This is a genomic window from Ramlibacter pinisoli (assembly GCF_009758015.1).
Lineage (GTDB): Bacteria > Pseudomonadota > Gammaproteobacteria > Burkholderiales > Burkholderiaceae_C > Ramlibacter > Ramlibacter pinisoli.
In genome coordinates this window covers 1,466,923-1,482,605 of sequence record NZ_WSEL01000003.1, presented here as the reverse complement: position 1 = coordinate 1,482,605, position 15,683 = coordinate 1,466,923, and the positions used below count along the sequence as shown (strand labels likewise).

Below are 15,683 nucleotides of genomic sequence, written 5' to 3'. Positions count from 1 at the left end.
CCGCCCGGCTGGCGTTGACCGCCGGGCGGACGTGTGTCAGAACCGGCGGGCTGGCGCGACCCACGTGCATCGCCACCCCTGGAGGTCCCCATGGACAGCATCGCCTCCGCCCCGCCCGACGTGATCTACCGGCACCGCCTGCCGGTGCGGCTGATGCACTGGATCAACGTCCTGTGCCTGGTCATCCTGCTGGGCTCCGGGCTGCAGATCTTCAACGCCCACCCGGCGCTGTACTGGGGCCGCGATTCGCGTGACAGCACCCGCGTGCTGCAGATCGCCAGCCGCGACGTCGACGGCCAGGCGCGGGGCGTCACCCGCATCGGCGGCGCCGAGTTCGACACCAGTGGCGTGCTGGGCACCTCGCGCGGCCCGGACGGCGGCGTCGTCGCCCGCGCCTTCCCGTCCTGGGCCACCATCCCCGGCCCCCAGTGGCTGGCGATGGCGCGCCTGTGGCACTTCTTCTTCGCCTGGCTGTTCGTGGCCAACGGCGTCGCCTACGTGGCCTGGACGGTGTTCAGCGGCCACCTGCGGCGTGACCTGGTGCCCACCAGGCCCGAATGGCGCGGCATCGGCCGCTCGCTGCGCGACCACCTGCTGCTGCGGCATCCGCACGGCGAGGAGGCGCGCCGCTACAACGTGCTGCAGAACATCGCCTACCTGTCGATCGTGTTCGTCGTGCTGCCCCTCATCGTGGTCGGCGGCTGGGCGATGTCGCCCATGATGGACGCCTTCGCGCCCGGCTGGGTCGACCTGCTGGGAGGCCGGCAGGCGGCACGCACGCTGCACTTCATCGCGGCCCTGCTGCTGGTGGCGTTCGTGCTGGTGCACGTGTTCGAGGTCATCGTGACCGGCCTGGTGAACAACCTGCGCTCCATGGTCACCGGTTACTGGAGGATCCCGCGATGAACAAGCCCGTGCCCCGCTTCCAGCAGCGCCGCGAGCGGCGCCAGTTCTTCCGCGCCGGCCTCGGCCTGGCCGCCGGTGGCGCGCTCGCCGGCTGCGATGCGATCAGCCACTCGGACATGGCGGTCGAGGTGCTGCGCAGCGCCGAGGGGCTGTCGGAGTCGGTCCACCGGCTGCTGGGCCGGCGTGCCATGGCGCAGGAATTCGCGCCGGCCGACATCGCCCCGGTGTTCCGCCCCAACGGCACCACCATGCCGCCCGGCCCGGACTACGCCGCAATGGTGGCCGACGGCTTCGCCAAGTGGCGCCTGAAGGTCGACGGGCTGGTGCGCCAGCCGCAGGCCTGGAGCCTGGAGCAGCTGCGCGCCATGCCCGCGCGCACGCAGATCACGCGGCACGACTGCGTGGAGGGCTGGAGCTGCATCGGCCAGTGGACCGGCGTGCGGCTGTCGCACGTGCTGCGGCTGGCGCAGCCGGCGCCGACCGCGAAGTTCGTCGTCTTCCATTGCCTGGACCGGATGGAGGCCGCCGATCCGGCCAGCGTCTACTACGAGAGCATCGACATGGACGATGCCCTCCACGAGCAGACCATCCTGGCCTGGGACCTCAATGGCCGGCCGCTGCCGGTGGCCAACGGCGCGCCGCTGCGGGCGCGCATCGAGCGGCAGCTGGGCTACAAGCAGCCGAAGTACGTGCACCGCATCGAACTGGTGGCGAACTTCGCCGCCATCGGCGGCGGCCTGGGCGGCTACTGGGAAGACCAGGGCTACAACTGGTACGGCGGGATCTGAGCCCGCCGTCCGTTGCCCGGTCAGCGGCTGGTGTCGGCGCGGCGCGGCACCGTCGGGTCGGCCGCCGGCGCGCCCATCGCGTGCGAATCGGACGGGCCGTTGTCGACGCGGGCCGGCGCGGTCGTGTCCTTCTTGCCGGTGACGTTGTCCCACATCCGTTTGGTGCCGGCCTCCATGCGGTCGAACACGTTGCCGGCCTTCTTGCCCAGGCTGGGCTCGCCGGGCGGCGGGTTGACGGTGCGGGAGGTGGTGTCCTCGGCGCGGTCGAAGGCACGGTCGGCCTTCTTGCCGATGGTGTCATTCTGCGGTGGCGGGGTGGTGGACTGCGCCATGGCCAGCGGGGCGGCCAGCAGCAACGCGGCGGCGGCGGTGTACAGCTTCATGCTCGTTCTCCTGGGATCGATCCCGTCATCACAGCGCCGGTCGCGCTGCGGCCATGTCGGAGAGGTCTGGGATCGTCTGTCGGGCTGCCGCGCACCGGCGCGTGGCCGCATGTCCCGGCCGCCGGCGGGACTTGCCGCCTCAGGCGTGCTCGCGGTGGCTGTGCGTGCCGGTGCCCAGTTCGTCCAGGATGGGGCAGTCCGGGCGCTCGTCGCCGTGGCAGCAGTGGATCAGGTGCTCGAGCGAGCGCTTCATCGCCTCCATCTCGGCCAGCTTGCGCGCCAGCTCGTCCACGTGACGGCTGGCGATGCGCCGCACCTCGGCGCTGGAGCGGCGACGGTTCTGCCACAGCTTGAGCAGCTGCCCGATCTCGTCCATCGAGAAGCCGAGGTCGCGCGCGCGGCGGATGAAGCGCAGCGTGTGCACCTCGCGCTCGCCGTACTGGCGGTAGCCGGCCTCGGTGCGGTGCACCGCCGGCAGCAGGCCCAGCGATTCGTAGTGCCGCGCCATCTTGGCCGACACGCCCGAGCGGCGCGCCGCCTCGCCGATGTTGAACTGCCCCTCGCTCATCGCGCAACTCCCTTCCAGCGCCGCAGCAGCAGCGCATTGCCGATCACGCTGACGCTGCTGAAGGCCATGGCGGCGCCGGCGATCACGGGGTTCAGCCAGCCCAGCGCGGCCAGCGGGATGCCGACCACGTTGTAGACGAAGGCCCAGAACAGGTTCTGCCGGATCTTGGCCGCCGTGCGCCGCGAGATGTCGAGCGCGTCGGCCACCAGCCGCGGGTCGCCGCGCATCAGCGTGATGCCGGCCGCGTGCATCGCCACGTCGGTGCCGGTCGACATCGCGATGCCGACGTCGGCCGCGGCGAGCGCGGGCGCATCGTTGATGCCGTCGCCCACCATGGCCACCGTGTGCCCGCCGGCCTTGAGCGACGCCACCAGGGCGGCCTTGTCCTGCGGCAGCACCTCGGCGTGCACCTCGTCGATGCCCAGCGCGCCGCCCACGGCACGCGCGGCGCCGGCGTTGTCGCCCGAGACCAGCACCGTGCGGATGCCCTGCGCGTGCAGCGCATCGATGGCGTCGCGGGCGCCGGCCTTGAGCGTGTCGCCGAAGGCGAGCAGGCCCAGCAGCCGCGGCGTGGCGCTGACCTCGGCCAGCCACGACACGGTGCGGCCGTCGGCCTGGGCCTGCGCCGCCGCCGCCGCCAGGGGCTCGGTCGCCACGCCCAGCTCCGCCATCCAGGGCGAACTGCCCAGGCGCAGCTCGCGGCCGTCCACGCAGCCGGCGACGCCACGGCCGGCCACCGCCTGCACGCTTTCGGCCGGTGGCGCCACCAGCGCCTCGTCGCGGGCGGCGGCGAGCACGGCGCGCGCCAGCGGATGCTCGCTGCCGGCCTGCAATCCCGCGGCCAGGCGCAGCAGGCCGGCGCGGTCGCCGTCCGCGGCGTCGGCCAGCACCAGGCGTGGCTTGCCCTCGGTGAGCGTGCCGGTCTTGTCGAAGGCCACCAGGTCGACCCGGTGCGCGAGCTCCAGCGCCTCGGCGTCCTGGATCAGCAGGCCGCGCCGGGCCGCCACGCCGGTGCCGGCCATGATGGCCGCCGGCGTCGCCAGCCCCAGCGCGCAGGGGCAGGCGATGACCAGCACCGCCACCGCATGCAGGATGGCGCTGGCCCAATCCCCGGTGGCCAGCCCCCACCCGAGCAGCGCGACCGCCGCGATCGCGACCACGACCGGCACGAAGATGGCGCTGACGCGGTCGACCAGCCGCTGGATCGGCGCCTTGCGGGCCTGCGCCGATTCGACCAGGCGCACGATGCGCGCCAGCGTGCTTTCGGCGCCGAGCGCGGTGGCCCGCACCACCAGCAGGCCCTCGCCGTTGACGGCGCCGCCCGTGACGGGGTCGCCGGCATGGCGCGCCACCGGCAGGCTCTCGCCGGTGATGAGCGACTCGTCGACATGGCTGCTGCCCTCGACGACGACGCCGTCGGCCGGCACGCGCTCGCCGGGCCGCACCACGAGGCGGTCACCGACGGCCAGCCGCGCGAGCGGCACGTCGACCTCGGCGCCGTCGCGCTGGACGCGCGCGGTCTCGGGCCGCAGGGCCTGCAGCGCCCGGATGGCGGCGGTGGCCTGGCGCTTGGCCCGGCCCTCCAGCCACTTGCCCAGCAGCACTAGCGTGATGACGACCGCCGAGGCCTCGAAATAGAGGTGGGCGTGCCCGGCGCCGTGGGCCAGCAGCAGCCAGACGCTCAGGCCGTAACCGGCCGTGGTGCCCAGCGCCACCAGCAGGTCCATGTTGCCGCTGCCGGCGCGCAGGGCCGCCCAGCCGGCGCGGTAGAAGCGCGCCCCGAGCCAGAACTGCACCGGTGTCGCCAGTGCCCACTGCCACCAGCCCGGCAGGGCCGCATCGCGGCCGAGCGCCATGCCGGCCATCTGCAGCACGAAGGGCAGGGACAGCGCGGCCGCGAGCGCCACCGGCCATGCGCTTGCGCCGCCAGCCGCCGGCGGCGCGGTGACCGGGTCGGCCAGCACGGTGGCGTGGTAGCCGGCCCTGGCGACCGCCGCCGACAGTGCCGCCGGGTCGGCGGCCGGTTGCGCCAGCGACACCTCGGCCGTCTCGGTGGCCAGGTTGACCTCGGCCCCGGCCACGCCGGGCACCTTCTTCAAGGCCTTCTCGACCCGGTTGACGCAGGAGGCGCAGGTCATGCCTTCGATCTGCAGCCGCACGGGCGCCAGCTCGGCGGAGCGGGGAAGGGTGGCGGTGGTCATGGTGCAAGTCTGAACCTTGCCATGATGGCAGGGTCAAGCCGTGGCCGGCGATGCCCCCGGATGGGCCAGGGTTGCCGGCCGGAAGCGGTTGACCTTGTCCCAGTGGCAAGCCCCACCGTGAGGGCTGCGCGCACTACCATTGGAGTGAACCATGCATGCATTCAAGCTTCCCGCCATGAGCTGCGGCCACTGCGTCCAGGCCGTGACCGAGGCCGTCCACGAGGTCGATCCCCAGGCCCGGGTCGAGGTCGACCTGGCGCGCAAGGAGGCCCAGGTGGAGTCGGCCCAGCCGCGCGAGCGCTTCGCGGCCGCGCTGACCGAGGCCGGCTACACGCCCGCCGGATGACCGACTTCGCCAGCCTGCTGCAGCAGGGCAATGCCTGGCTGTTCGTGCCCAGCGCCATCCTGCTGGGGGCGCTGCACGGCCTGGAGCCGGGCCACTCCAAGACCATGATGGCGGCCTTCATCGTGGCCGTGCGCGGCACCGTCGGGCAGGCGGTGCTGCTGGGGCTCGCGGCCACGGTCTCGCACACGGCCGTGGTGTGGGCGGTCGCGCTGGGTGGCCTGTACCTGGGCCGCGAATGGGACGCGACCACGTCCGAGCCCTATTTCGAGCTGGCGTCCGGCATCCTGATCCTGGTGGTGGCGGCCTGGATGCTGTGGCGCACCTGGCCGCGCAGGCCGGCGCACCACGCCCATGGCCACGCCCACGGCCACGGCCACGGACCCGGGCACGACCACCACCACGACGGCCACCACCACGACGGCCACCACCACGACGGCCACCACGATCATGGCCACGACCACCATTCCGATCACGCCCACGACGCCGTGCCGGATCAGGCCGGGGACGGCTACGCCGATGCCCACGAGCGCGCCCATGCCGAGGACATCCAGCGCCGCTTCAGCGGCCGCCAGGTGACCACCGGGCAGATCGTGCTGTTCGGCCTGACCGGCGGGCTGATCCCGTGCCCGGCGTCCATCACCGTGCTGCTGCTGTGCCTCCAGCTCAAGCAGATGACCCTGGGGGCCGCGCTGGTGCTGTGCTTCAGCATCGGCCTGGCCCTGACGCTGGTGGCCTCGGGTGCGCTGGCCGCCTGGAGCGTGCGCCGCGTGTCCGGGCGCTGGGGCGGGTTCGGCGCCTTCGCCCAGCGCGCGCCGCTGGTGTCGGCGGCGCTGATCGGCGTGGTGGGCCTGGTGGTCTGCTACGAGGGCCTGCGCGGCCTGCAGCTGGCCTGAGGGGCCAGGCCCCCGGCGCGACCGCTCAGCGCGGGGATTCCTTGCCGGCGGGCACGACCCGCAGCGAGCCGATCATGCCGGCCTGGTAGTGCCCCGGCAGCAGGCAGGCGTAGTGGAAGTCGCCGGCACGGTTGAAGTGCCACACCAGCTCGCCGCGGCGGCCAGGCTTGACCTCGACGCCGGCCTCGTCCTCGTGGTGGACCATGGGGGCGGCCTGCTGCATCTGCGCGGCATGCGCCTCCAGCGCCGGCCGGGTGCCCAGCACCAGTTCGTGGTCGAGCTTGCCGGCGTTGCGCACGCGCAGGCGTACCGTCTCGCCCTGGCGGATCTCCAGCCGGTCGGGCGTGAAGCGCATGGCATCGGTCATGGTGATGTCGATGGTGCGCGTCACGGCCTTGGCGTTGCCGGGGCGGCCCCAGTCGGTCTGTGCGGCGCCGGCATGGTGGCCGGCGTGGTCGTGGCCTGCATGTCCGGCGTGGCCCGTGTCGGCCGCGTGCGCGCCGGCGGCCGCCAGTGCCAGCGCCAGCAGTCCAATGGTGGATTGGTGCATCGCGTCCTCGCGGGTCAGGGCGCCAGCCGCTCGCGCAGCCAGCCCGCGCCCTCGCGGGTGTAGCGCAGCCGGTCGTGCAGGCGGCTCTTGCGGCCCTGCCAGAACTGCCATTCGTCCGGCACCAGCCGGTAGCCGCCCCAGTGCGGCGGGCGCGGCGGGTGCAGCAGGAACTGGGCGCCGTACTTCGCCGCGTTGGTCACCAGCACCGAGCGGCTGGCGATCACCTCGCTCTGCGGGCTGGCCCAGGCGCCGATGCGCGAATCGAGCGGGCGGCTGGCGAAGTAGGCGTCGCTCTCCGGCGCGCTGGTCTTCTCGACGTGGCCCTCGATGCGCACCACCCGTTCCAGCTCGACCCAGTGGAACTGCAGGGCGGCGTAGGGATTGCCCGCCAGGTCGCGGCCCTTGCGGCTCTCGTAGTTGGTGTACCAGACCAGCCCGCGCTCGTCGTAGCCCTTGATCAGCACGATGCGCGTGCTGGGCCGCAGGTCGCCGCCGACCGTGGCCAGCGTCATGGCATTGGGTTCGGGCACCTCGCCCGCGATGGCCTCGCCCAGCCACTGGTCGAACTGCTTCAGCGGATCGGCCTGGCTGTGGTCCTCGCTCAGCTCCGCCTTCTCGTAGCTCTTGCGAAGGGCGGCGATGTGGCTCGACGTCGTGCTCATGCCCGGATTGTTGCACCCGTGTGGCACCCCGCCGGTGGCGGGGGAGACTCTGCCGCAGTACAGTGCGCCCCGTCCCATCCACGCAGAGGAGGCGCTGCATGGCAACGCTCAACGTCAATGGCGAGGACCGCCCCGCGCCGGCCGGCCCCGTCGTGCTGGTGCTCGCCTCGGGCCGGGGCGAGCGCTTCCTCGCTTCCGGCGGGCAGGGGCCCAAGCTGCAGGCCCTGCTGGCCGGCAAGCCGGTGCTGGACCACACGCTGGACGCCGTGCGCGCCAGCGGCCTGCAATTCCATGTCGAGGACGCCGGCCATCCCGGCATGGGCGATTCGATCGCCGCGGCGGTGCGCGCGACGCGCGATGCGGTTGGCTGGCTGGTGTTGCCGGGCGACCTGCCGCTGGTGCGCGTCGGAACCCTGTTGCGGGTGGCGCAGGCACTGGCGGACGGTGCCGAGGTCGTGGTGCCGGTGTACCAGGGCCAGCAGGGCCACCCGGTCGCGTTCGCGGCGGCCTGCGGCGACGCACTGGCGGCGCTGGCGGGGGCGCAGGGGGCCGCGCCGGTCGTCCAGGCGCATGCGGTGCGCCGGCTCGAGGTCGACGACCAGGGCACGGTGATCGACATCGACACGGTGGACGCGCTGGCGCAGGCGGAGCAGCTGCTGCAGGCGCGCCGCGCGCCCGGCTAGCCACGGCCGGACGACGCCACCACGCGTCCCGGGTCCGGCGCTATGCTGGGCCGGGCAACCCACCTCGCAGGAGTCCTGCATGCACAAGAGCCGACTGGGCACCATCGTGATCGACTGCCAGACCGACGACGTGGACGCGGCCGCGCGCTTCTGGTCCCAGGCCCTGGGCTGGGCCAGCCGGCCGCTGGCGACCCCGGACGGCGCCGCCTACCGCCAGTTCGAGACGCCGCCGCAGGAGGTGGCCGTCCTCGTGCAGGCGGTGGACCATCCCAGCCGGGTCCACGTCGACATCGAGACCGACGACATCGACGCGGAGGTCGCCCGGCTGGAGGCACTGGGGGCCCGGCGCATCGCCCACGTGAAGCGCTGGTGGGTGATGGAGGCGCCGACCGGCCAGCGGTTCTGCGTGGTGAATCCGCAGCGGCCGGATTTCGAGGCGGGCGCCAACGTCTGGGACGTGGCGCCGCGCTGAATCACCGACCCGGTTGGCGGGTGGGGGCGCGTCGCCCCATCAGGAGCGCGCACACGGTCAGCGCCAGCATCGCGCCCTGGGCGGCGAGGCCCTGCAGGTTGGGATGCACGCCCAGCAGCGGCACCGCGACGAAGTCGATCGGCGTCGAGGTCAGCAGCCCCGCTTCCTGGAGCGCCGCGATGCCGTGGCCGACGAAGATCACCGCCATCAGGACCAGCAGCCAGGAGGTGGCGGCGAAGAACAGGCCGATCGGCAGCCGCACGCTGTACTTCAGGATCAGGCCGCCGAACAGCGCCAGCAGCACCAGGCTGGCCCCGATGCCGCCCAGCACATGCGGCCGGCGCGCCTCGCCGGCCTGCGCCAGCAGCGTCTCGTAGAACAGGATGATCTCGAACAGCTCCCGGTAGACGGCCAGGAACGAGATGCTGGCCATCGCCCACAGGGTGCGCTTGGCCAGCGCGCCGGCGACCTGGTCGCGGATGAAGGTCTGCCAGGCCTGCGCGTGCGAGCGGTTGTGCAGCCACAGGCCGACATACAGCAGCATGCCGGCCGCCAGCAGCGCCGAGAAGCCCTCGGTCAGCTCGCGGCTGGCGCCCGAGACGGACAGGAAGCGGTTGGCCGCGAACCAGGTGGCCACGCCCAGCAGCACGGCCGCCACCCAGCCGGCGTGGATGTAGGGCAGCGCATCGGTGCGGCCGGTCTTGCGCACGAAGGCGATGATGGCCGCCAGCACCAGGATGGCCTCCAGGCCTTCGCGCAGCAGGATCAGCAGCGAGCTGGTGAAGGCGGTCGCGGGCGACATCTCGCCCTCGGCGAGCTTGCGGTCGGCCTCGTCCAGCAGGGTCAGCGCCTGCTGCACGCGGGCCTCCAGCGCCGCGACGGGGCGGGCCGCGTCGATGTCGGAGCGCACGGCCATCATGGCCTGCTCGATCTTCTGGCGCAGGCCTGGGTCCACGTTGTCGAGGCCGGCCTCGACCAGCTCGAAGCCCTCCAGGTAGGCGGTGATGCCGAGCTGGCGCGCGGCCGCACGGTCGCCGCCGCGGTAGGCGGCCAGGGCCTCGGCCAGCTTCTGGCGCGCCACCACCAGCGGCGCCGGCCCTGCCCCGGCGAGGGTGGCCGGATGGGCGAGCAGGTAGGCCTGCACCGCGCCCAGGTCGGGTCCATTGGTGCGCGCCTGCTCGGCCGGCGTGGTGGTGACCAGGCGGCGCAGGTCGCCCATCTCGGCCTTGCCGACGCCCTGGCGCCACAGCGCCTCGCCCTGCGCCTGGCGCTCCGGCGCGTGGCGCAGTCCGGCCACGAGGAATGCCAGGGCCCAGCGGTCCGCCTCCGGCAGCTCGGTGAAGGCGCGCATCGGCGTTCCGCGCACGCCCAGCGTCACGGTGTTGTACAGGCCGTAGACGCTGCGCTTGTCCATGCGGGCGGCGTCGTGGAAGTTGCTCGGCGCCGGGTCCAGGTCCTTGGCCGCCGGCCCGTCGCCGCGGCCTTGCGGTCCGTGGCAGGCCGCGCACTGCGCCTGGAACAGGGTGGCGGCGCGCGCCAGGTCGGGCGCCTGCCGGGGCGCCACGGCCACGCCGTACAACCGGACCAGCTCGGCGCCCAGGGTGCGGGCGATGCCGGACACCTCGCCGCCCGGTGCCTTGGCGTTGATGCGGCCGAGGAGGGCGCGGGCCTGCTGCAGGAGAGCGTCCTTGCCCGCGACCGGCGGCAGCTGCTCCAGCAGGGCCACGACCTGGCCGGCGAATTCGCGCTGTTCCTGGTATTCGCCGGCGTCCTGCACCCGGCCGTCGCGCACGGTGTCGGGGTAGTCGACGCCCACGTAGTCCAGCATGTGGATGATGGTCTGGGCCTTCTCGTCGTCGGCCGCGGCCGCCAGGGCCGACACGCCGACGAGCAGGGGGAGGAGCAGCAGCGCCAGGCGCCGCAGCACGCGGAATGCGTTCATGAAGCGTCCTCGATGGACGGTGCCGGCGTGCGGGCCGGGCTGGCGCACCAGCCACTGATCGCGACCAGGAAGACAGCGGCGGCGGCCGCCGGGGTGGGGCTGGACATGTCGTGGTTCACGTTCGGGCGGGATGGCGGCTGGCTGCAACTGGACGGGACGGCAGCTTGCCGAGGTCGTCCAGTCCTGACACGGTGAGTATATGAGAACAATTCGTATTTAGATTTCAGGTGCAGGCCCGACAGGTCCGGCCGTGGCGTCGCGGCTGCAGCAGCAGTGGTGCGGGCTGGACGGCGGGCCTGTCTTGCTGGCGCCGGCGGAGGCGGCGACGCGCCGGCTCACGCCGCCGGGCGTGGTTCAGTGAGGATCGGAAAGTCGTGCGCGGGTCCGCGCCCGACCGTGCGCGACCGATGAACGGGGGCGTGGCGCCTGAGCTACCGCGCGGCGCTCACGGAAGCGCCATCGGCCGCACGTCGGGTGCGATGTCCAGCCGGGCTTCGGTGGCCGCCAGCACCTGCTCGACACTGACGCCGGGCGCTGTCTCCACCAGTTGCAGCCGCCCGTCGCGCAGCGCCAGCACGGCCAGCTCCGTGACCACCAGGTCGACCGGGCGGGCCGAGGTCAGCGGCAGCGAGCAGCGCTCGACGATCTTGGGCTTGCCCTTGGCGGTGTGCTGCATGGCCACCACCACCCGCCGCGCGCCGGTCACCAGGTCCATCGCGCCGCCCATGCCCGGCACCATCTTGCCGGGGATCATCCAGTTGGCGAGCAGGCCGCTGCCATCCACCTGCAGGCCGCCCAGCACGGTCATGTCGACGTGGCCGCCGCGGATCAGGCCGAACGACATGGCGCTGTCGAAGGTGCAGGCACCGGGGATGGCGGTCACCGGCCGGCCGCCCGCGTCGGTCAGGCGCGGCTGGGCCATGGCGCCTTCCGGGATCGGACCGGTGCCGATCAGACCGTTCTCGGACTGGAAGAACACCGTGATGTCGCGCGGCACGTAGCCAGCCACCAGGGTGGGGATGCCGATGCCGAGGTTGACCAGCATGCCGTCCTGCAGTTCCAGCGCGATGCGCCGGGCGATGAGCGTCTGGGCGTCCATGTCAGCCCCTCGCGACCAGGAGGTCGACCAGCACGGCGGGCGTGACCACGTGGTCCGGCGGGATCATGCCGATCGGCACGATCTGCTCGACTTCGGCGACCACGGTGCGCCCCGCCAGCGCGATGACCGGGTTGAAATTGCGGGCGGTGAGCGCGTACACCAGGTTGCCCAGGTAGTCGGCCATGAACGCCTGCACCAGCGCGAAGTCGGCATGCAGCGCGGTCTCCAGCAGGTAGGGCTTGCCGTCGACCTCGATGCGGCGCTTGCCCTCCTCGACCACCGTGCCGACCCCGGTGGGCGTGAGCACGCCGCCCAGGCCGCAGCCGGCCGAGCGGATGCGCTCGATCAGCGTGCCCTGCGGCACCAGGTCGACCTGCATGGTGCCCGCGATCATCTGCTGCTGCGTCTCGGGGTTCAGGCCGATGTGGCTGGCGATGAGCCGGCTCAGCGCCCTGGCGCTCACCAGCTTGCCGATGCCCACGCCCGGCACGGCGCTGTCGTTGGCGATGACGGTGAGGTCGCGGCGGCCCTGGCGCACCAGTTCGTCGATCACCCGCTCGGGCGAGCCCACGCCCATGAAGCCGCCGATCATGAGGCTGGCCCCGTCCGGGATGCGGGCCGCCACCTCTTCCGCTGTCGTCGTCTGCATCTCTGGCCTCCGCGCGGGACGGCGGATCGCCGCGCCCACCGGCAGACCTTAGGCCCGGCCGCGCCGGCCACCCATTGGACCTTGGTCCCAGGGTGCGGAAGGGCGCCGGGTCGGCGCGGGGTCAGTCGATCTTGATGCCGGCCGCCTTCACCACCTGGCCGTAGCGGCCGAGGTCACGGGCCATCTCCTCGCGGAACTGGGCCGCCGTGCCGGGGCTGGCCTCGATGCCCAGCGTGCGCAACTTGTCGCGCGCCTCGGGGTCGTTCAGCACCGCGTTCAGTTCGGTGGTCAGCCGGGTCGCGATCGCCGGCGGCAGCCCGGCCGGCGCCAGCAGGCCGACCCAGGAGTCGACGACGAAATCGGGAACGCCGGCCTCGCTGAAGGTCGGCACGTCGGGCAGGGCCGGGGACCGCTTGGCGCTGGACACGCCCAGCGCCCGCAGCTTGCCGCTCTTGACGAAGCCATGGGCGCCGGCGATTGCCGTGTAGACCAGCGGGATGTTGCCGCCGACCACGTCGGTGAGGGCCTGGCCGCCGCCCTTGTAGGGCACGTGGGTGAGGTTGGCGCCGGTGCGCAGCTTGAGCAGTTCGCCGGCGATGTGGGGCGTGCCGCCGGTGCCCGAGGTGCCGAACGACAGGCCGCCGGCGGTGGCCTTGGACACGCCGACCAGGTCGGCCAGCGACTTGACCGGTGCATCCGGGTTGGCCACCAGGATCAGCGTCGCGTTGCCGATCTTGCCGATCGGCGTGAAGTCCTTGAGGGTGTCGAACGGCAGCTTGGCGAACACGTGGGGGTTGATCACCATGGTGCCGTCGAAGCCGAGCACCAGGGTGTAGCCATCGGGCGCCGCGTCCTTGACCAGCGCCGTGCCGATGTTGCCGGATGCGCCGGGCTTGTTGTCCACCACTACCTGCTGGCCGAGCCGGCGGCCGAGGAATTCGGCGACCACGCGCCCGCTGGTGTCGGTGACGCCGCCCGGAGTGAACGGCACCACGAGCCGGATCGGCCGGGACGGCCAGCCGTCCTGGGCGGCGGCCGGTACCGGCGCGAGGCCCAGCGTGGCCGCGGCCAGCGCGGCGGCGGCCAGCCAGTGGCGGCGGGGAAGTCCGCGGGCGCGGCGGAATGCGGGTTGCATGCAGTCTCCTGGAGTTGTGTACGGGTGGCGACGGGCTCAGGGTTCGGCGTGGCGGCGGTCGAACTCCCAGACCTCCTCGAATCCCATCAGGCGCGTCAGGTCGCCGAACGGCATCAGCGGCGTGGCCAGCCCGGCCGACGAGCCCTGGCCGCGCAGGTGGGCGTAGCCCGCGCGCATGGCCTCGGTGGCCGCCAGCAGGGCCGTGACCGGGAAGATGGCGAGGCGGTAGCCGATGGCTTCCAGCTCGGCCTGCGACAGGACCGGCGTGCGGCCACCCTCGACCATGTTGGCCACCAGCGGCAGGTGGGTGCTGCGGCCGATGGCGCGCATCTCCTCGGCCGACTCGGGCGACTCGACGAACAGGATGTCGGCGCCGGCGCCCGCATAGGCTTCGGCGCGGCGCAGCGCCTCGTCCAGGCCGAGCGTGGTGCGCGCGTCGGTGCGGGCGATGACGAGGAAGTCGCTGCGGGTGCGGGCCTCGCAGGCGACCTTGATCTTGCGCACCATGTCGGCCATCGGCACCACCCGCCGGCCCGGCGTGTGGCCGCATTTCTTGGGAAATTCCTGGTCTTCCAGCTGGATGGCGGCCGCGCCGGCGGCCTCGTAGCCGCGCACCGTGTGGGCCACGTTCAGCAGGCCGCCATAGCCGGTGTCGCCATCGGCGATCAGGGGCGCGCGCGCCATCGAGGCCATGGCGCGCACCCGCTGGACCATGTCGGTGTAGGTGGCGATGCCGGCGTCGGGCAGGCCCAGGTGGCTGGCCACGGTGCCAAAGCCGGTCATGTAGAGCGCGTCGAAGCCGAAGCTGTCGGCCAGCCGCAGCGAGACCATGTCGTGCACGCCCGGCGCCACGACGCGAGGCCGGGCCCGCGCAGCCGTTCGGCTAGGGACAGGGCAGCGGTGGGCGAGGGCATCGGGCGATCCTAGAGCGCCACCGGGCCGCCGACGCCTGCGGGGAACCCTGAGGGGCAGGTGTGCGGCGGTGGACTCCCCCAACCCGACCGTGGCAGCGCTGGCGCGCAATCACGAGTTCGGTGCAGTGATGGAGGGGGGCAAGTCGCCCCGGGTGCAGACTAAGACACGGCTTCAAGGCCGTAGATGTCGGCGGTGTTCTCGTACATAATCCGGCGCGCGAGCCAGTCGACCTGCGTGGTGTTCCACACGCCGCGCTCGACGCCGTCGTTCAGCACGTGGTTCAAGGCCTGGCGTGCGTAGCTCGCCGCGGCGACGTGGAACTCGGGCGCCCCGGCATCAGATCCGTACAGCAGCTTGTTCGCCGGCAGGATCTCCAGCCACTCGGTGAGTTTGGAGCGCAGGTACGCGTGGTGCAGGTAAGGCATCCACGAGAAGTCGAGGTACAGGTTGCCGTAGGTCTGCACGAGTGACGCCAAGTCGCTCGAGAAGGGATACGCGCCGTGCAGCAGGCAGATCTTCAGGCGGTTCAGCGAACGGGTCTGCAGCAGCGGTTCCAGTAGAAACGGCGCGCCGTTGCCGACGATCATCCCCGGCTCCGGGTGGCCCATGCCCACGTGCACCTGCACCGGCATTTGCTTGTCCGCGGCGTACTGGCAGGCACGCCGCACGAGGAAGTTCTCCATCGTGCGGCGGTCGGCGGCTTGGCCCGCAGCGAGCGCCCCGTAGACGGCGCTGGCATCCGCGTACGTAGCCGGCTCGAAGTCGATGCCCCGCACGTAAGCTGACGCGATCTTGAGCGAGATGGCTCCTTCGTGGACGCGTCGCTCGATGGACGCGTCCATGAACTGCAGGTACTGGTCGAAGTTCGCAGGCGGCGCGTCCATGCCCACGCGCCTGAGCTCCGATCGCAACACGGTGGCGAAGCCGGCGTGGAACCGCTGGAACTCCATGCCGCGCATCGTCGTCTGGCCGTCATGGAATGGATAAACGTACGGGTCGATCCGCATGACCTGGCGATAGCGCTTGCGGTCCCAGATGTCGCGGTCGAGTGCCGACACATCGGCCAGCACGATCGGCGTGTTCGCCACGTGGCAAGCCTGGTCATACCCGAAAGACGGTGATTTCGCGGCCCACTCGCGCGCCACGAGCATCTGGTCGTCCCAGCTGCCGCCGGGCCCGTAGAGCTGGCGGGCGCCTTCGCGCAGCGCCGTCGCGAAGAAGGTCGTCGAGCGGAACTTCACGCCTTCTTCAAGAATCGTCTCCGTTTGGTGCTCGGCCTGGAGCCTTTCCAGCGTGGCGGTGTCACCCCGGTTGCGCGCGGTGATGTACGCGTCGAACACCTCCGGCGGCACGTTGGTCTCGAGGTGCGCGGTCGAGAACTGCTTTTCAATCTGCAGGATCGTGCGGGGGCGCGCCATCGACGCGTGCGAGTGATGGTCGATCGCGGGGAGACCACTGGTGATGTCGGGGATTGCCATGGCTGTGCGTTCA

At 72.4% G+C, this 15,683-nt stretch carries 17 protein-coding genes; 6 read left to right on the top strand and 11 right to left on the bottom strand.

Annotated features, from left to right (window positions below; genetic code table 11):
- The first annotated feature begins 90 nt into the window (after positions 1 to 90).
- Both GON04_RS08395 and GON04_RS08390 read left to right on the top strand, forming a co-directional pair.
- Positions 91 to 906, top strand: a complete 816-nt coding sequence (locus GON04_RS08395; protein WP_157397462.1) for a cytochrome b/b6 domain-containing protein — start codon at positions 91 to 93, stop codon at positions 904 to 906.
- The gene (locus GON04_RS08390) at positions 903 to 1,694 is read left to right on the top strand and encodes a molybdopterin-binding protein (protein ID WP_157397461.1); all 792 of its coding nucleotides are present in this window, start codon (positions 903 to 905) and stop codon (positions 1,692 to 1,694) included. Before GON04_RS08395 ends, GON04_RS08390 begins: the two co-directional genes overlap by 4 nt.
- Positions 1,695 to 1,714: 20 nt before the next feature.
- Here the strand turns inward: GON04_RS08390 and GON04_RS08385 are convergent, their stop codons facing one another.
- The 3 genes from GON04_RS08385 to GON04_RS08375 all read right to left on the bottom strand — a co-directional run bounded on the left by GON04_RS08385 (position 1,715) and on the right by GON04_RS08375 (position 4,846).
- The gene (locus GON04_RS08385) at positions 1,715 to 2,077 is read right to left on the bottom strand and encodes a hypothetical protein (RefSeq protein WP_157397460.1); all 363 of its coding nucleotides are present in this window, start codon (positions 2,075 to 2,077) and stop codon (positions 1,715 to 1,717) included.
- A 139-nt stretch (positions 2,078 to 2,216) separates the two neighbouring features.
- Positions 2,217 to 2,645, bottom strand: coding sequence for a Cu(I)-responsive transcriptional regulator (gene cueR / locus GON04_RS08380; RefSeq protein ID WP_157397459.1), 429 nt, complete (start codon positions 2,643 to 2,645; stop codon positions 2,217 to 2,219).
- Complete coding sequence (locus GON04_RS08375; protein ID WP_157397458.1) at positions 2,642 to 4,846, bottom strand: heavy metal translocating P-type ATPase; 2,205 nt, start codon at positions 4,844 to 4,846, stop codon at positions 2,642 to 2,644. The genes cueR and GON04_RS08375 overlap by 4 nt, the downstream gene beginning before the upstream one ends.
- A gap of 151 nt (positions 4,847 to 4,997) precedes the next feature.
- Here GON04_RS08375 and GON04_RS08370 point away from each other — a divergent pair, with 151 nt between their 5' ends.
- Positions 4,998 to 5,192, top strand: a complete 195-nt coding sequence (locus tag GON04_RS08370; RefSeq protein ID WP_157397457.1) for a heavy-metal-associated domain-containing protein — start codon at positions 4,998 to 5,000, stop codon at positions 5,190 to 5,192.
- Positions 5,189 to 6,085: a nickel/cobalt efflux transporter gene (locus GON04_RS08365; RefSeq protein ID WP_157397456.1), complete on the top strand. Its 897-nt coding sequence runs from the start codon at positions 5,189 to 5,191 to the stop codon at positions 6,083 to 6,085. The genes GON04_RS08370 and GON04_RS08365 overlap by 4 nt, the downstream gene beginning before the upstream one ends.
- A gap of 25 nt (positions 6,086 to 6,110) precedes the next feature.
- Here GON04_RS08365 and GON04_RS08360 read toward each other — a convergent pair whose 3' ends face one another.
- Together GON04_RS08360 and pdxH are read right to left on the bottom strand one after the other, a co-directional pair.
- Entirely contained in the window at positions 6,111 to 6,635 is a 525-nt protein-coding gene (locus tag GON04_RS08360; protein ID WP_181653945.1) for a cupredoxin domain-containing protein, read from the bottom strand.
- A gap of 14 nt (positions 6,636 to 6,649) precedes the next feature.
- Positions 6,650 to 7,297 (bottom strand): pyridoxamine 5'-phosphate oxidase, encoded by a 648-nt coding sequence (gene pdxH, locus GON04_RS08355; RefSeq protein ID WP_157397454.1) that lies wholly within the window; start codon positions 7,295 to 7,297, stop codon positions 6,650 to 6,652.
- Positions 7,298 to 7,395: 98 nt separating this feature from the next.
- Between pdxH and GON04_RS08350 the strand changes: the two genes are divergently transcribed.
- Positions 7,396 to 7,980 carry a nucleotidyltransferase family protein gene (locus tag GON04_RS08350; protein WP_157397453.1) on the top strand — a complete coding sequence of 195 codons (585 nt, stop codon included), beginning with the start codon at positions 7,396 to 7,398 and terminating at the stop codon, positions 7,978 to 7,980.
- Between the two features lie 79 nt (positions 7,981 to 8,059).
- Positions 8,060 to 8,452, top strand: coding sequence for a VOC family protein (locus tag GON04_RS08345; protein WP_157397452.1), 393 nt, complete (start codon positions 8,060 to 8,062; stop codon positions 8,450 to 8,452).
- A 1-nt stretch (position 8,453) separates the two neighbouring features.
- Here the strand turns inward: GON04_RS08345 and GON04_RS08340 are convergent, their stop codons facing one another.
- From GON04_RS08340 to GON04_RS08315, 6 genes are all read right to left on the bottom strand, one after another.
- Positions 8,454 to 10,394 carry a cytochrome c/FTR1 family iron permease gene (locus GON04_RS08340; RefSeq protein ID WP_157397451.1) on the bottom strand — a complete coding sequence of 647 codons (1,941 nt, stop codon included), beginning with the start codon at positions 10,392 to 10,394 and terminating at the stop codon, positions 8,454 to 8,456.
- Positions 10,395 to 10,839: 445 nt separating this feature from the next.
- On the bottom strand, positions 10,840 to 11,493 hold the full coding sequence (locus GON04_RS08335) for a 3-oxoacid CoA-transferase subunit B (RefSeq protein ID WP_157397450.1): 654 nt from the start codon (positions 11,491 to 11,493) through the stop codon (positions 10,840 to 10,842).
- 1 nt (position 11,494) lies between these two features.
- On the bottom strand, positions 11,495 to 12,142 hold the full coding sequence (locus GON04_RS08330) for a CoA transferase subunit A (protein WP_157397449.1): 648 nt from the start codon (positions 12,140 to 12,142) through the stop codon (positions 11,495 to 11,497).
- A gap of 121 nt (positions 12,143 to 12,263) precedes the next feature.
- Entirely contained in the window at positions 12,264 to 13,277 is a 1,014-nt protein-coding gene (locus GON04_RS08325; protein ID WP_157397448.1) for a Bug family tripartite tricarboxylate transporter substrate binding protein, read from the bottom strand.
- Between the two features lie 36 nt (positions 13,278 to 13,313).
- Complete coding sequence (locus GON04_RS08320; RefSeq protein ID WP_157398418.1) at positions 13,314 to 14,108, bottom strand: isocitrate lyase/PEP mutase family protein; 795 nt, start codon at positions 14,106 to 14,108, stop codon at positions 13,314 to 13,316.
- 242 nt (positions 14,109 to 14,350) lie between these two features.
- Complete coding sequence (locus GON04_RS08315; protein WP_157397447.1) at positions 14,351 to 15,670, bottom strand: amidohydrolase family protein; 1,320 nt, start codon at positions 15,668 to 15,670, stop codon at positions 14,351 to 14,353.
- Positions 15,671 to 15,683 lie beyond the last annotated feature (13 nt).

Bases quoted from the DNA above. Each gene is read 5' to 3' on its own strand.
- GON04_RS08395 (WP_157397462.1), top strand. From the start codon at position 91: ATGGACAGCATCGCCTCCGCCCCGCCCGACGTGATCTACCGGCACCGC.
- GON04_RS08390 (WP_157397461.1), top strand. From the start codon at position 903: ATGAACAAGCCCGTGCCCCGCTTCCAGCAGCGCCGCGAGCGGCGCCAG.
- GON04_RS08385 (WP_157397460.1), bottom strand. From the start codon at position 2,077: ATGAAGCTGTACACCGCCGCCGCCGCGTTGCTGCTGGCCGCCCCGCTG.
- cueR (WP_157397459.1), bottom strand. From the start codon at position 2,645: ATGAGCGAGGGGCAGTTCAACATCGGCGAGGCGGCGCGCCGCTCGGGC.
- GON04_RS08375 (WP_157397458.1), bottom strand. From the start codon at position 4,846: ATGACCACCGCCACCCTTCCCCGCTCCGCCGAGCTGGCGCCCGTGCGG.
- GON04_RS08370 (WP_157397457.1), top strand. From the start codon at position 4,998: ATGCATGCATTCAAGCTTCCCGCCATGAGCTGCGGCCACTGCGTCCAG.
- GON04_RS08365 (WP_157397456.1), top strand. From the start codon at position 5,189: ATGACCGACTTCGCCAGCCTGCTGCAGCAGGGCAATGCCTGGCTGTTC.
- GON04_RS08360 (WP_181653945.1), bottom strand. From the start codon at position 6,635: ATGCACCAATCCACCATTGGACTGCTGGCGCTGGCACTGGCGGCCGCC.
- pdxH (WP_157397454.1), bottom strand. From the start codon at position 7,297: ATGAGCACGACGTCGAGCCACATCGCCGCCCTTCGCAAGAGCTACGAG.
- GON04_RS08350 (WP_157397453.1), top strand. From the start codon at position 7,396: ATGGCAACGCTCAACGTCAATGGCGAGGACCGCCCCGCGCCGGCCGGC.
- GON04_RS08345 (WP_157397452.1), top strand. From the start codon at position 8,060: ATGCACAAGAGCCGACTGGGCACCATCGTGATCGACTGCCAGACCGAC.
- GON04_RS08340 (WP_157397451.1), bottom strand. From the start codon at position 10,394: ATGAACGCATTCCGCGTGCTGCGGCGCCTGGCGCTGCTGCTCCTCCCC.
- GON04_RS08335 (WP_157397450.1), bottom strand. From the start codon at position 11,493: ATGGACGCCCAGACGCTCATCGCCCGGCGCATCGCGCTGGAACTGCAG.
- GON04_RS08330 (WP_157397449.1), bottom strand. From the start codon at position 12,142: ATGCAGACGACGACAGCGGAAGAGGTGGCGGCCCGCATCCCGGACGGG.
- GON04_RS08325 (WP_157397448.1), bottom strand. From the start codon at position 13,277: ATGCAACCCGCATTCCGCCGCGCCCGCGGACTTCCCCGCCGCCACTGG.
- GON04_RS08320 (WP_157398418.1), bottom strand. From the start codon at position 14,108: ATGGTCTCGCTGCGGCTGGCCGACAGCTTCGGCTTCGACGCGCTCTAC.
- GON04_RS08315 (WP_157397447.1), bottom strand. From the start codon at position 15,670: ATGGCAATCCCCGACATCACCAGTGGTCTCCCCGCGATCGACCATCAC.